13 protein-coding genes are annotated in these 13,673 nt (G+C 71.3%); 5 read left to right on the top strand and 8 right to left on the bottom strand.

Annotated elements, in window-relative coordinates:
* Positions 1 to 7: 7 nt before the first annotated feature.
* On the bottom strand, positions 8 to 544 hold the full coding sequence (purE, locus tag LWJ43_RS19545; RefSeq protein ID WP_277333517.1) for a 5-(carboxyamino)imidazole ribonucleotide mutase: 537 nt from the start codon (positions 542 to 544) through the stop codon (positions 8 to 10).
* Entirely contained in the window at positions 541 to 1,680 is a 1,140-nt protein-coding gene (locus tag LWJ43_RS19540; protein ID WP_277333516.1) for a 5-(carboxyamino)imidazole ribonucleotide synthase, read from the bottom strand. The genes purE and LWJ43_RS19540 overlap by 4 nt, the downstream gene beginning before the upstream one ends.
* Positions 1,681 to 1,845: 165 nt before the next feature.
* On the opposite strand from LWJ43_RS19540, the gene LWJ43_RS19535 reads away from it, so the two are divergent.
* Entirely contained in the window at positions 1,846 to 2,364 is a 519-nt protein-coding gene (locus LWJ43_RS19535; protein WP_033305076.1) for a GtrA family protein, read from the top strand.
* Between the two features lie 36 nt (positions 2,365 to 2,400).
* Here LWJ43_RS19535 and LWJ43_RS19530 read toward each other — a convergent pair whose 3' ends face one another.
* Both LWJ43_RS19530 and LWJ43_RS19525 read right to left on the bottom strand, forming a co-directional pair.
* The gene (locus tag LWJ43_RS19530; protein ID WP_277333515.1) at positions 2,401 to 3,669 is read right to left on the bottom strand and encodes an ATP-binding protein; all 1,269 of its coding nucleotides are present in this window, start codon (positions 3,667 to 3,669) and stop codon (positions 2,401 to 2,403) included.
* A gap of 14 nt (positions 3,670 to 3,683) precedes the next feature.
* On the bottom strand, positions 3,684 to 4,361 hold the full coding sequence (locus LWJ43_RS19525) for a response regulator transcription factor (RefSeq protein WP_147963753.1): 678 nt from the start codon (positions 4,359 to 4,361) through the stop codon (positions 3,684 to 3,686).
* 489 nt (positions 4,362 to 4,850) lie between these two features.
* Here LWJ43_RS19525 and LWJ43_RS19520 point away from each other — a divergent pair, with 489 nt between their 5' ends.
* Entirely contained in the window at positions 4,851 to 6,341 is a 1,491-nt protein-coding gene (locus LWJ43_RS19520; RefSeq protein WP_277333514.1) for an oligopeptide:H+ symporter, read from the top strand.
* A 79-nt stretch (positions 6,342 to 6,420) separates the two neighbouring features.
* Here the strand turns inward: LWJ43_RS19520 and LWJ43_RS19515 are convergent, their stop codons facing one another.
* Together LWJ43_RS19515 and LWJ43_RS19510 are read right to left on the bottom strand one after the other, a co-directional pair.
* Positions 6,421 to 6,912, bottom strand: coding sequence for an ATP-binding protein (locus LWJ43_RS19515; protein WP_277333513.1), 492 nt, complete (start codon positions 6,910 to 6,912; stop codon positions 6,421 to 6,423).
* Positions 6,913 to 7,114: 202 nt separating this feature from the next.
* On the bottom strand, positions 7,115 to 7,483 hold the full coding sequence (locus tag LWJ43_RS19510) for an STAS domain-containing protein (RefSeq protein WP_277333512.1): 369 nt from the start codon (positions 7,481 to 7,483) through the stop codon (positions 7,115 to 7,117).
* A 291-nt stretch (positions 7,484 to 7,774) separates the two neighbouring features.
* Here LWJ43_RS19510 and LWJ43_RS19505 point away from each other — a divergent pair, with 291 nt between their 5' ends.
* The 3 genes from LWJ43_RS19505 to LWJ43_RS19495 all read left to right on the top strand — a co-directional run bounded on the left by LWJ43_RS19505 (position 7,775) and on the right by LWJ43_RS19495 (position 12,116).
* The gene (locus LWJ43_RS19505; RefSeq protein ID WP_277333511.1) at positions 7,775 to 8,755 is read left to right on the top strand and encodes an RNA polymerase sigma factor SigF; all 981 of its coding nucleotides are present in this window, start codon (positions 7,775 to 7,777) and stop codon (positions 8,753 to 8,755) included.
* Between the two features lie 129 nt (positions 8,756 to 8,884).
* Entirely contained in the window at positions 8,885 to 10,093 is a 1,209-nt protein-coding gene (locus LWJ43_RS19500; protein WP_462100895.1) for a DegT/DnrJ/EryC1/StrS family aminotransferase, read from the top strand.
* Positions 10,086 to 12,116: a lipopolysaccharide biosynthesis protein gene (locus tag LWJ43_RS19495; RefSeq protein WP_462100894.1), complete on the top strand. Its 2,031-nt coding sequence runs from the start codon at positions 10,086 to 10,088 to the stop codon at positions 12,114 to 12,116. The genes LWJ43_RS19500 and LWJ43_RS19495 overlap by 8 nt, the downstream gene beginning before the upstream one ends.
* On the opposite strand, the gene LWJ43_RS19490 is transcribed toward LWJ43_RS19495, so the two are convergent.
* Positions 12,091 to 13,224 carry a glycoside hydrolase family 26 protein gene (locus LWJ43_RS19490; protein ID WP_277333510.1) on the bottom strand — a complete coding sequence of 378 codons (1,134 nt, stop codon included), beginning with the start codon at positions 13,222 to 13,224 and terminating at the stop codon, positions 12,091 to 12,093. The two genes, LWJ43_RS19495 and LWJ43_RS19490, sit on opposite strands and share 26 nt — an antisense overlap.
* Complete coding sequence (locus tag LWJ43_RS19485; RefSeq protein ID WP_277333509.1) at positions 13,221 to 13,643, bottom strand: hypothetical protein; 423 nt, start codon at positions 13,641 to 13,643, stop codon at positions 13,221 to 13,223. Before LWJ43_RS19485 ends, LWJ43_RS19490 begins: the two co-directional genes overlap by 4 nt.
* Positions 13,644 to 13,673: the final 30 nt, after the last annotated feature.

Raw genomic sequence — 13,673 nt, 5'->3', positions numbered from 1 at the left:
CGCCTGCCTACTTCCCGAAGCCGAAGTGGTCCGCGCCCTGGGTCTTGGCGCGCAGCCGCTTGCCCTTCTCCGTCGCCTGGTCCTTGAGCTCCTGCTGGAAGTCCTTCATCCGTGCGAGGAGCTCGCCGTCGTGGGCGGCGAGGATGCGGGCGGCGAGCAGCCCGGCGTTGCGGGCGCCGCCGACGGACACGGTGGCCACGGGGACACCGGCCGGCATCTGGACGATGGACAGCAGGCTGTCCATGCCGTCGAGGTACTTCAGCGGGACCGGGACGCCGATCACGGGCAGCGGGGTGACGGAGGCGAGCATGCCGGGCAGGTGGGCCGCGCCTCCCGCTCCCGCGATGACCGCCTTGAGACCGCGGTCCGCCGCCGACTCGCCGTACGCGATCATCTCGTGCGGCATGCGGTGGGCGGAGACGACGTCGACCTCGTACGGGATCTCGAACTCGCCGAGGGCCTTGGCGGCCGCTTCCATCACGGGCCAGTCGGAGTCCGAGCCCATGACGATGCCGACGACGGGGGCGGAGCCTGGTGCGGTCATTCGGTGATCGTTCCTCGCAGGTAGTCGGCCGCGTGCCGGGCGCGCTCACGCACGTCCGCCAGATCGTCGCCGTAGGTGTTGACGTGGCCCACCTTGCGGCCGGGCTTCACGTCCTTTCCGTACATGTGGATCTTGAGCTGCGGGTCGCGGGCCATGCAGTGCAGGTACGCCTGGTACATGTCCGGGTAGTCGCCGCCGAGGACGTTGGACATGACCGTCCAGGTGGCGCGCGGGCGGGGGTCGCCGAGCGGGAGGTCCAGGACGGCCCGCACGTGGTTGGCGAACTGCGAGGTGACCGCGCCGTCCTGGGTCCAGTGCCCGGAGTTGTGCGGGCGCATCGCGAGCTCGTTGACGAGGATGCGCCCATCGCGCGTCTCGAAGAGCTCGACCGCGAGGTGGCCCACCACGCCGAGCTCGGCGGCGATCCGCAGGGCGAGCTGCTGGGCCTCGCCCGCGAGGCGTTCGTCCAGGTCGGGCGCCGGGGCGATGACGGTGTCGCAGACCCCGTCGACCTGGATGGACTCCACGACGGGGTAGGCGACGGCCTGGCCGTGCGGCGAGCGGACGATGTTGGCCGCGAGCTCGCGGGTAAAGTCGACCTTCTCCTCGGCGAGCACGGGGACACCGGCGCGGAAGGGCTCGGCTGCGTCCGCCTCGGAGCGGACCACCCAGACGCCCTTGCCGTCGTAGCCCCCGCGGACCGTCTTGAGGATGACGGGGAAGCCCCCCACCTCGTCGGCGAAGGCCGCGGCGTCCGCCGGGTCGGCGACGATGCGGTGGCGGGGGCAGGGTGCGCCGATCTCCGTGAGCTTGGCGCGCATGACCCCCTTGTCCTGGGCGTGCACCAGGGCGTCGGGGCCGGGGCGCACGGGAATGCCGTCCGCCTCCAGGGCCCGCAGGTGCTCGGTCGGCACGTGCTCGTGGTCGAAGGTGATCACATCGCAGCCGCGGGCGAAGGCGCGCAGCGTCTCCAGGTCGCGGTAGTCGCCGACGACGACCTCTCCGACCACCTGGGCGGCCGAATCCTGGGGTGTGTCACTGAGGAGCTTGAATTTCAGGCCGAGGGGGATGCCCGCCTCATGGGTCATACGGGCGAGCTGACCGCCGCCGACCATGCCGACTACAGGGAACGTCACGCGTACCAGGGTATCGGGCGTGCGGAAGGTCCCCCTCACCCTCTCCTTCCGGGACCCGGCCGACTCCCTCGTCACGCGGTCCCCAGGGCTCACAGGCATCACACGGGAGGGCTGGTTAGCATGGCCGGGTTGACGGAAACGACCGGACGGGGCTGAGCGATCACCATGAGCGAACGGGGCGCACTGCGGGCCCGGCTTGATCTGCTGGCACGGGAGGTCGCCAAGTTCGGCGCGGTCGGCGCCCTCGGGCTGGTCGTGAACATCGCCGTCTCCAACCTGATCTGGCGCACCACGGATATCCCGGTGGTGCGGGCCGGTCTGATGGGGACGGTCGTCGCCATCCTCTTCAACTACGTCGGCTTCCGCTACTGGACCTACCGGGACCGCGACAAGACCGGCCGGACCCGGGAGCTGACGCTGTTCCTGCTGTTCAGCGCCGTCGGTGCGGTGATCGAGACGGGCGTGCTCTACGCGGCGACGTACGGCTTCGGGTGGAACAGCCCGGTCCAGAGCAACGTGTTCAAGATCCTCGGCATCGGCATCGCCACGCTGTTCCGGTTCTGGTCCTACCGCACCTGGGTGTTCCGGGCGCTGCCCGCCAAGGAGGCCGTGCTCGACGCGGAGCGGTTTCTGGAGCAGCGACGACCCTCCGACGAGGTAGCGCCCGGCCCGGTGCCACACTGACGACGGCGCCTGCCACCGCGCCTGCGCCCGGAGGGCTCAGCGCACGGGACGCACGTACTCCTTGCGGCTGGGCACGACGCGGCTGAGGAAGAGGGCGAAGACCGGTGGCTGCTGCTGGAGCAGTTCGAGCCGGCCGCCGTCGGCCTCGGCGAGGTCCCGGGCCACCGCGAGGCCGATCCCGGTGGAGTTCCGGCCGCTGATGGTGCGCTCGAAGATCCGCGCCCCGAGGTCGGCGGGGACGCCGGGGCCCTCGTCGGTGACCTCCACGACGACCTGGTTGCCGGTGACACGGGTGCGCAGCGCGACCGTGCCACCGCCGTGCATCAGCGAGTTCTCGATCAGGGCGGCGAGCACCTGGGCCACGGCGCCGGGCGTCCCGACGGCCTCCAGTCCTTGCTTGCCCGAGCAGACGACGGCGCGGCCCGCACTGCGGTAGGCCGGGCGCCACTCCTCGATCTGCTGCTTGACGATCTCGTCGAGGTCGAAGACGACGGCGGAGCCGGTACGCGGGTCACGGGCGTTGGTCAGGAGCCGCTGCACCACGTCGGTCAGCCGCTCGACCTGGGTGAGCGCGATGTTCGCCTCCTCCTTCACCGTGTCGGGGTCGTCGGTGACCGAGATCTCCTCGATCCGCATGGAGAGGGCCGTCAGGGGCGTACGGAGCTGGTGCGAGGCGTCCGCGGCCAGGCGCCGCTCCGCCGTCAGCATCCGGGCGATCCGTTCGGCGGAGGAGTCCAGGACGTCGGCGACCCGGTCCAGCTCCGCCACCCCGTACCGCTTGTGCCGCGGACGCGGGTCGCCCGATCCGAGGCGCTCGGCTGTCTCGGCGAGGTCGGTGAGCGGGGAGGTCAGCCGGTCGGCCTGGCGCACGGCGAGGAGCACGGCGGAGATGATGGCGAGCAGGGCCACCGCCCCGATGATCAGCAGGGTCCGGCCGACCTCCCGCGTCACGGTGGAGCGGGACTCCTCGACGGTGACCTTCTCGCCCTGTTCCCCCGTCTCCGTACTGCGGATCGAGTCGCCGTCCGCGGGGCGCTCGCCGACCTCGATCGGGGACCGCCCCGGGATCTCGACGCGGGCGTAGCGGCTGGGGTCCACCTGCTCGGCGAGGACCTGGGGGGTGATCCGCTCGGCACCGAGCAGCCGGCTCTCGACGACGCTGATCAGCCGGAAGGCCTCCGCGTCGACGCTCTCCTGGGCGCTGTTGCTGATGGTGCGGGTCTCGACGATGACGAGGGACACGCCGAAGACGGCGATCACGACGAGCACCACGGCGAGCGTGGAGTTGATCAGTCGGCGGCGCATGAGTGTTCTGTACGTCAGCTCTTCTCGAACCGGAAGCCGACGCCCCGGACGGTGGCGATGTACCGCGGATTGGCCGCGTCGTCGCCGAGCTTCTTGCGCAGCCAGGAGATGTGCATGTCGAGGGTCTTGGTGGAGGACCACCAGGTGGTGTCCCAGACCTCGCGCATCAGCTGGTCGCGGGTGACGACCCGGCCGGCGTCCCGGACGAGGACCCGGAGCAGGTCGAACTCCTTGGCGGTGAGCTGGAGTTCCTCGTCGCCCATCCAGGCCCGGTGCGACTCGACGTCGATCCTGACACCGTGCGTCGCGGGCTGCGGGGCCGGCTCGACCGCTCCGCGGCGGAGCAGGGCCCGGACCCGGGCGAGGAGCTCGGCGAGGCGGAAGGGCTTGGTCACGTAGTCGTCGGCGCCGGCGTCCAGGCCGACCACGGTGTCGACCTCGTCGGCGCGTGCGGTCAGCACCAGGATCGGCACTGCGTGGCCGTCGGCCCGCAGTCGCCTGGCGACCTCCAGGCCGTCCATGCCGGGAAGCCCCAGGTCGAGGACGACCAGGTCGACGCCTCCCTGGAGTCCGGCGTCGAGTGCGGTCGGACCGTCCTCACGGACCTCGACCTCGTAACCCTCACGACGCAGGGCGCGGGCCAGTGGCTCCGAGATGGATGCGTCGTCCTCGGCGAGCAGTACACGGGTCATGCAGTGATGGTAGTCCGCGCGGGACCGCCGGGGTGAGGCACTGGCGAGGCCCTGCGGGTCCGGTCCACGAATCGGTCATCCTCCTTCGAATATGGGACTGTGGTTCCACCTGGACCTGTGATCCATGTCTCAAGTCCTTCCATATCCCCGCGTGTCGTGTCGTATGGTTGCTCGACGCCTGTTGCACCGTCGAATGACCTTTGGGCAGCTTTTAGCGCCAAGGGTCGCTTTTGTGTACGGGCCGGATTCTTGCCGGCCCCGACCAGTGAATGACCTGTGGGCCGGGCCCGGAGCGTGAGACACGCGCCGGGCGTGGATCCCGGAGCGGTCTGTCCCGCGATACCGCCCCCGAACTCCCTTCGGAGCCGGTGGCCGGATCGAATCCCCTCGAGGCGTCAGGGGTGGGGCGTTCCCGCACCGGTGCCGGCTACCCCCCACCGGGCGCGTACCGCTCACGAGGCGACGCGTCCCGACCAGCAAGGATCGACCATGGCGTCCAGCCTGACGAAGGACTCGGCCAGCACTCCTGGTTCGGAGAAGACCTTCTTCGGCCACCCCCGCGGCCTGGCCACTCTCTTCATGACGGAGATGTGGGAGCGCTTCAGCTACTACGGCATGCGCGCCCTTCTCCCGCTCTACCTGATCGCTCCCAACGGGCTTCACATGAACCCCGCCACGGCCACGGCGATCTACTCGGTCTACCTGTCGCTGGTGTACCTGCTCGCCATGCCCGGCGGTTGGTTCGGCGACCGCGTCTGGGGCCCCCGCAAGACCGTCGCCATCGCAGGCGGCGTGATCATGCTCGGCCACCTGACGCTGGCACTGCCCACCGAGGGGACCTTCTTCGCCGGGCTCGGGCTGGTGGCCATCGGCTCCGGTCTGCTGAAGTCCAACATCTCGACGATGGTGGGCCACCTCTACGACGGCCCGGACGACCCGCGCCGTGACGGTGGCTTCACGATCTTCTACATGGGCATCAACATGGGTGCCTTCGCGGCACCGCTGGTGATCGGCACCGTCGGCGAGAACGTCAACTGGCACCTGGGCTTCGCCCTGGCCGCGCTCGGCATGGGACTCGGCGTCGTCCAGTTCCTGCTCGGCACCCGCCACCTGAACGAGCGCAGCCTCGTCGTGCCGAAGCCGCTCTCCGCGGACGAGCGCGCGGCCACCCTGCGCAAGTCGATGATCTGGCTCGGCATCGCGGCCGTGTTCTACATCGGCACCGTCGTCACCGGCGTCTACACGCTGAACTGGCTGCTGGTCCCGATCACGATCGCCGGCCTGGTCATCCCGGTCATGGTCCTGACGCGCATCAAGCGCGACAAGGAGCTCAGCGAGACCGAGCAGAAGAAGATGTCCGGCTACATCTGGTTCTTCGTTGCTGCCGCCATCTTCTGGATGATCTACGACCAGGGCGGTTCGACCCTGGCGATCTTCGCCGACTCCTCCGCGGAGAACTCGGTCCTCGGCTGGGACTTCCCGGTCTCCTGGTACCAGTCGGTCAACCCGGTCCTGATCATGGCGCTGGCTCCGGTCTTCGCCGCCTTCTGGATGGCGCTGAACCGGCGGGGCAAGGAGCCGAGCACGGTCGTGAAGTTCAGCTCCGGTCTGGTGCTGGTCGGCGCGTCGTTCTTCCTCTTCCTGGCGCCGCTGACCATCGCGGGCGACGGCCACAAGGCCGCCGCGATGTGGCTGGTCGCGATCTACTTCGTGCAGACCGTCGGCGAGCTGACGCTGTCCCCGGTCGGCCTTTCGGTCACCACGAAGATGGCCCCGGCGAAGTACGCCAGCCAGATGATGGGTGTCTGGTTCCTGGCCGTGACCGCCGGTGACTGCACCACTGGCCTGCTCTCCCTCGCGGGTGTCGAGCTCAACGGCACCGGGGTCGTCGCGCTCCAGGCCGCGCTCGCCGTCCTCGCGGGTGTCGCGGTCTTCATGTACCGCGGCAAGGTCAAGGAACTCATGGGCGACGTCCGCTGACGCGGCCCCGGCCGTACGGCAGAGGCCCCGCACCGGTCGGTGCGGGGCCTCTGCCGTACGCGTGGAGCGGAGAGCCGGGTCACGCCGGTGCCGCGAGCTCCGCCCAGACGGTCTTGCCGGGCTCGTCCGGGGTGCGCGACACACCCCAGTCGAGGCAGAGCCGCTGCACGATGAACATGCCGTGCCCGCCGGGCCGCCCCGCGCGGTGCGGGGTACGCGGCGCCGGCTGTCCCGCGCCGCCGTCCACGACCTCGACCCGCAGGCTCTTGGGCGAGCAGGCGATGCGGAGCTCCTCGGGGCCCTCCGCGTGCAGGCAGGCGTTCGTGACGAGCTCGGAGACGACCAGCAGGACGTCCTCGGCCGCAGCCCGCCTGTCGGCGCCCGACGCGGGCAGCCAGCCCCAGTCGTGGAGCGCCTGCCGGGCGAAGTCACGGGCCATCGGCACGATGCCGGTGGCGTCCCTCAGCGAGAGCGTGCGCCACTGCCGGTCGGCCGGTACGGCAGAGGCGGTGCCCTTGCCGTCCGGCTCGCGGCCGAGGCCGCCCGGCGGATGCTGCCGGGTGGTGCTCATCAGCGCTTCACCTCACCGATTCACCGTGTGTTGCCATCGAACAGATATTGATCAGATACAGAGTGTGCGGGCTTCATGACCCCGACGGGATCTCTCCTGCCCGGCCGAATGGTGACGACACCCACTTCCGCTACGCCAACAGCGTGACGCGCGCGATAGTCGGGGCACCGGGTGCCGGGCAGACGCATGGGATGCGCCGCTGTCAGGTGCTCAGAGCGTCTTCGAGCGAGGCGTGGACGGTGAAGACCGCCTCCGCACCCGTGATCTCGAAGACGCGAGCCACCACGGGCTGCATGCCGGCCAGGTGCACCGCTCCGCCGGCCGCCTCGGCCTTCAGGCGGGCACCGAGCAGCACGTTGAGCCCGGTGGAGTCACAGAAGTCGAGTTGCGAACAGTCCACCACCAGGCGCGTACGCCCTTGCTCGACGGCGCGCTCCAGTGGTTCGCGCAGCAGATCGGCGGTGTGGTGATCGAGCTCACCCGCCGGTGTCACGACTTCGCTTCGGCCCTCGGTCCGGACCTCGACCTGTAGCCGACCCCGGTTCGCACTGCCGACCGTCCCGCGGTCCATGCCGTCCCTCTTCGCCGTCCGTCACTACCCGCGTCCCTGTGTACGCGGCTTCATCGTGGCTGCCCCCGACGTGCGTAAAACATTACGCGTTTCCCTCGCCACACGGTAGTCGGAGAACTCCACAAAGCGGACATACAGGCGCATTTGGCGCTTGTAACTCATGGCTGGAACCGGGTAAGGGTAGAAGGGACATCTGCACGAGGAATCCCGATCGGCTACGGAGGCGCCGCTTCACCGCAGGAACACGTATGGGCATCGGCAGCCATATGCCGAGAACGATGGAGGAGAACCATGTCACCCCGGCTCGACGTATCGCGTACCCACATCGCGACGTCGGCATGTCCTCAGGGACCGACCGATTCCGACTCCGCTGCCGCGAGCGCCGTGCCCGGCCCGCGCATCAGCACCAGCACCACCGGCCCGACCACCGACGACCACTTCGCGGTCGAGGAGTTCGAGGGCCTCGAAGGGCTTCCCGAGATCCCGCACTACGCCGGAATCGGCGCGCTGGACGCCAGGGCCCTGTCGAAGACGCTCTTCGCGCGGCTCGAAGCCCTCGAGGAGGGAACCCACGAGTACGCGTACGTCCGCAACACCCTCGTCGAGCTGAACCTGGCCCTCGTCAAGTTCGCCGCCGCCCGGTTCCGCACCCGCAGCGAGCCCATGGAGGACATCGTCCAGGTCGGCACCATCGGCCTGATCAAGGCGATCGACCGCTTCGAGCTCAGCCGGGGCGTCGAGTTCCCGACGTTCGCGATGCCCACCATCGTCGGCGAGATCAAGCGCTTCTTCCGTGACACCAGCTGGTCCGTGCGCGTCCCGCGCCGGCTCCAGGAGCTGCGTCTGGAACTGGCCAAGGCGGGCGACGAGCTGTCCCAGCAGCTGGACCGCGCCCCCACGGTCGTCGAACTCGCCGACCGCCTCGGCCTCACCAGGGACGAGGTCGTCGAGGGCATGGCCGCGAGCAACGCGTACACCGCGAGCTCGCTGGACGCCAAGCCCGACGACAACGGCGACAGCGGCGAGGGCGCCCTCGCGGACCGCCTCGGCTACGAGGACAACGGACTCGAGGGCATCGAGTACGTCGAATCCCTCAAGCCGCTCATCGCCTCGCTCCCCCTGCGCGACCGCACGATCCTCTCCATGCGGTTCGTCTCCAACATGACGCAGTCCGAGATCGGCGAGGAGCTCGGCATCTCCCAGATGCACGTGTCCCGGCTGCTCTCCCGGACCCTGGTCAAGCTCAGGAAGGGCCTGACCGTGGAGGAGTGACCCGGCGTCACCGGAACCCCCCGGTACACCTTGCGGAAGGACCTGCCCCGGACAATGGGCGGGTCCTTCCGCATTGTTGACGAAGTGCCACGGACTGGGCCACATTGGGCGGGGTTCTGGGGGGAACACATGGCTCATGGGGAAAACGGTCCGGCGGACCGTGCCGTGGCGGGAGCGCTGGAAGCGGCGATGCGCACCCGGCTCGGCCGGGAGTGCCTGTACGTCCCGTCCTGCAGGCTCGGCCTCTACGTGGCGCTGCGCCACTGGTGCGAGCCCGGCGGGAAGATCCTCATGTCCCCGGTCAACGACGACGTCATCCTCTTCGTCGTCCTCGCCGCCGGTCTGCGTCCCGTCCAGGCCCCGCTGTCCGCCTCCGACGGTTCGATCGACGTGGACGCCGTGCCCGATTCCGTGTGGAACGGCCTCTCGGGTGTCCTCACCACCAACCTGTACGGAAACCCCGACCCGGCCCGGCGGCTGCGCGAGCGCTGCGACCGGCTCGGCGTCCCGCTGATCGAGGACGCCGCACACGCCATCGGCAGCTTCACCGACGGCGCTCCCGTCGGCTCGTTCGGCGACGCCGCAGTCTTCAGCCTCTCCAAACACGTCGGCGCCAAGGCCGGAGGCTTCCTCGCCGTCGCCGACCCGGCCCTGCGCACCCCGCTGGAGCAGGCCCGGGACGCCCTGCTCGACCCGGCCCGCCTCACCGCCGAACTCGCCTACACCGTCCGCCCGTACGCGGAGGCGGCCGTGCGCGGGCTGCGGCTCGCCCCGGCGGCCTGGTGGGCCCTGCGGCTCCTCGGCCTCCAGGAACGGGAGGACATCCGGATGCCGTTACGGCCCGGGGAACTGCGGCGTGCCCTGGGCGCCGCACCCTCGCTCACCGCCCTCCACTCCTGGGTCCGCGTCGACATGCACGACTACCGCATCGCTCCCGGCCGAGCACGGCTGCGCCGCATCCAGCACCTGCTGGCCGGGCTCGACGGACGGCTCGCCGCGCACCGGGCGGGGACCGAGCGCCTCCTCGCGACCCGCTGGGCGCCTCGCGCCCTCACCGGCTCCCCCGTGCAGCCGCTGTTCCGGGTGCCGCTGCTGGTCGCCGACCGGGACGCCGCCGTCGCCGCGCTCGCCCGCCGCCGCGTCACCGTCGGCTACCTCTACGACCCGCCGCTCGACACCTACGCGGGCGAGCGGTTCACCGACCCCTCGCCGTCCCCCGCGGGAGCGGCCCGGTTCGCACGGCACGCCCTGCCCGTCGACCCGCTGCGGGCCGGCCCCGTCATCGAGACCCTCGCCTCGGCGGGCATACGCCCCCTGGCGGAGCAGCCCGGTGACTGACACGGCGAGAGCCCGCCCGCCGGAGGCCGGAGCGGTGCCCCCACCCGTCCCGGAGAGCGGTGCGAGCGGCGACTCCATGTTCCGCAACGCCTATGCCCTCATGCTCTCCACCGGTGTCTCCGCCGCTCTCGGTCTCGGGTTCTGGCTGGTCGCCGCCCGCTACTACACCGAGGAGGCCGTCGGACAGGGGTCCGCCGCCATCGCCGCGATGCGGCTCCTCGCCTCGGTCACCGCGACCACGATGATCGGCGCCGTCGTCCGCTACGTCCCCCGCGCCGGACGCGCCACCGCGTCCCTGGTCGCCCGCACCTATCTGGTCAGTTCCGCCGTCGTCACCCCGGCCTGCGTGGTCTTCCTGCTCACGCTGGACCTGTGGGGCGACTCCTACGCACCGCTCGGCACCCTGTCCGCCGGACTCGTCTTCACCGGTTCCTGCGTCGCCTGGGCGGTCCTCACCCTCCAGGACGGGGTGCTGACGGGACTGCGCAAGGCCGTGTGGGTGCCCGTCGGCAACGCGGTGTTCTCCGTCGGCAAGCTGCTGCTCCTCGCCGCGTTCGCGACCGCCCTGCCCGTCCTCGGCGTCTTCGTGTCCTGGGCGGCGGCCATCGCCCTGTCCGTCCTGCCGCTCGGCTGGCTGGTCTTCCGCCGGCTGATCCCCGGTCAGGCCGGAGCAGACCGGGACCGCGAACCGCCCAGGCCGCGCGAGATCGGCAGGTTCCTGGCCGGTGACTCGGTCGGCGCGCTCTTCAGCCTGGCGATGATCAACCTGCTGCCGGTGATGGTCGCCGTACGCTTCGACGCCGCGCACAACGGCTTCTTCTACATCGCCTACACCGTCGGCGGCACCATGGAGTTCATGGCCATCAACATGGCCTCCTCCCTCACCGCGCACGCCTCGCACAGCCCCGGCAGGCTGGCCGAGGGCGTGCGCGGGGCACTGCGCCGCATGGCCGTCCTGCTGGTCCCCGTCGTGCTCGTGCTGGTCCTCTTCGCCCCGCAGATCCTCCGGCCCTTCGGCGCCGACTACGCCGAGCACGGCACCCTGGTCCTGCGGCTGCTGGCCGCGGCTGCCCTGCCCCGGGTCGTCGTCGAGCTCCACATCGGTGTGCTGCGGGTGCAGGGCCGTACCGGCGCGCTGGCCGTCCTGCAGGGCGCGATGTGCGTCCTCGTCCTGGGTGGCGCGGCCCTGCTGCTCGGCCCCGCGGGGATCGCGGGGGCCGGCTGGGCGGTGCTGATCGCCATGACCGCGGTGGCGACGGTGTCCGCGCTGGGACTGGGCTCGGCCCTCGGCGGGCGGCCACCGCGCGGTCTTCGCCGCGGGCGGCGGGAGAGCGAGGGGTTCGGGACGAGCTGGGCCCGGCCGGCGGCGGGGCGGGCCTCCGACGTCCCGTACCCGGTGGCCCCCGGCCGGGACACGGGATCCGGCGGCGCGGCCTGGCTGTGGGGGCTGCTGGGGTTCGCGGCCGTGCTGTTCTGGGTGCCGCTGTCACGGGTGGCGTCCGACGGGCGCGGACGGATCACCGGCACCCAGCTGATCGACGCGCTGCCGCCGGCCACCGTGGCCTCCGGGATCCTGCTGGTCGTCGTCCACTGCGCGGCCGCCGCCCTGCGCCGCCCACGGCCCGTGCTGCTGGGCGTGACCCTGCTGCTGACCGTGACCGCCCTGCACTCCGCCCCGTTGTTCCTCGGTATCCGGCCGGCCGCCGCGTCGGGGGAGTGGCACGGGGCCCTGGCCCGGCTCCTCGCCGGGACGACGGGGACCGCCTCCCCCGCCGACGTGCTCCTCGCCCTGCCGTTCGCCCTCCAGCTGCTCTGTCTCGCTCTCGCCGCGGTCCTGCTGCGGACCGCCGGGGCCCACTGGCGTTTCACGGCCGCCTCGTTGTGGGTGCTCGCGGTCGCCGGATGGGTCGCGCAGGACGCCTTCGCCGCGGTCGGACTGCCCGTCCTGTGCGGCCTGTCCGCGGTCACGGCGGCGGCGTACGGCGTCCGGGCAAGGTTCAGCGGCCGGGCACCGGCTGCCTGAACCAGTCGTCCCGGCCCGCCGTGCGGTACCCCTCAAGGCCCGGCCCCTCGTCGACCGTGAGGTCGCAGCCCTTGCCGGGGACCGCCCGGTTCCAGTGCACCAGCGCCTTGGCCCCGGGCATGGTCCGGGCCACCTCCGGGATCGCCTCGTACCACTCGCGCTGGCGGTCCTCGTCCGCCGGGTCGGGCACCGTCGAGAACTCCGCGAACATCAGCGGCTTCCCCGCGCTGATGTGGGCGCGCAGCCATTCGTACGCCGGCCGCTGACTGCGGTCGAAGTCCTTCCAGTCCGTGGTGTCGTGGCAGGTGAAGTAGTTGTACTGGTCCATGCCGATCCAGTCGACGTAGTCGTCCCCCGGGTAGAGCCGTTCGAAGAGCCCGCCGTTGGCGAGGTAGCCGGAGACCGTCCACACCCACACCACGTTGTCCACTCCGAGCTCCTCGAAGCGGTCGTGGAGGTGGCGGTAGGCCGCGACGTACTCCTCGGGTGTGCCGGCGTCGCCGACCCGGGCGTCGGCCTCCTGGTCGAAGGAGAGGAACACCCGCTTCCCGTACGCCTTGACGCGCCGCGCCTGGGGATCGATGATCGCGCGGTCGTACGCCCCCGACGCGACCTCCGCCCAGCCGAGCTGGTCCTCGGTCCAGTCGGCGTGGTGGGGTTGCCGCCACACCGTGGACTCCCAGGCCAGCATCAGCATCCGGTCCCGGCCGAGGAGCTGCTCGTCGGGGGTCAGGAGCTGACCGTCGAGCTCGGTGTTCGACATGTCGTGGTACGTGTACAGGAGGTCGAGCCTCCGGCCGATCTTCTCCTCGAACGCGTGCACCGCGCTCTTGAGCGAGCCGTTCGCGGCGTACGGCACATAGGCGCCCCACCAGGCCCCGCACGGGGGCACGAGCGTGGCGGTCGGGGCGCACGTCCCCCCGGTCACCGGACCGGAGGCGGCGTCGGCGGGGAGGGCGCCGGCGGAGGGCGCCGCGTCGTCGTCCTCACCGGAGGAGGGCGTGCCGGCCCAGGCGAGGAGCCCGGTCAGCAGCGCCGCGACGGAGACCAGGGCGAGCACGAGGTACGTACGGGGACGACGCTCCTCCGGGAAGCGGCGGCGGGTCACCGCCGCCTCACCGACGTCGTCCGGCCCTTCTCGGCGGCACCCCGGCCGGCCGCGGGCAGCGGCAGTCCCGGGAGGACCGAGGCGAGGGTGGTCGTCGCGGCGAGCGACACCAGGAAGGCGGTCCCCGAGAAGCCCTTCACCAGGAACAGCGCGGTGGCCACGACGACGGCCAGGGAGAGCCCGAGAGGGGCGGCGAGCGCCACCGTTTCGAGCCTGGCACCCGGCCCGAGGAGTCCGGTCCGCGGATACAGCAGGGCGAGGCCGGGTCCGAAGCACACGAAGAGGAGCACGGGGGCCCAGCGCAGGGGCGCGCCCCCCGGCAGCGCGGTCGCGGCGAGCGCCGCCCACCCGGAGAGCGCGAGCACCGCTCTGAGGAGGGTCGGCCGGGCGGGGAGCGTCGGTTGCCGGTTCTCGGACACGTGGCTGCCTTCCTGGTCTGGGGTTCGGCG

The organism is Streptomyces sp. JH34 (assembly GCF_029428875.1).
Lineage (GTDB): Bacteria > Actinomycetota > Actinomycetes > Streptomycetales > Streptomycetaceae > Streptomyces.
The sequence above is the reverse complement of the archived record's forward strand: the minus strand, read 5'-3'. Positions and strand labels throughout refer to the sequence as shown.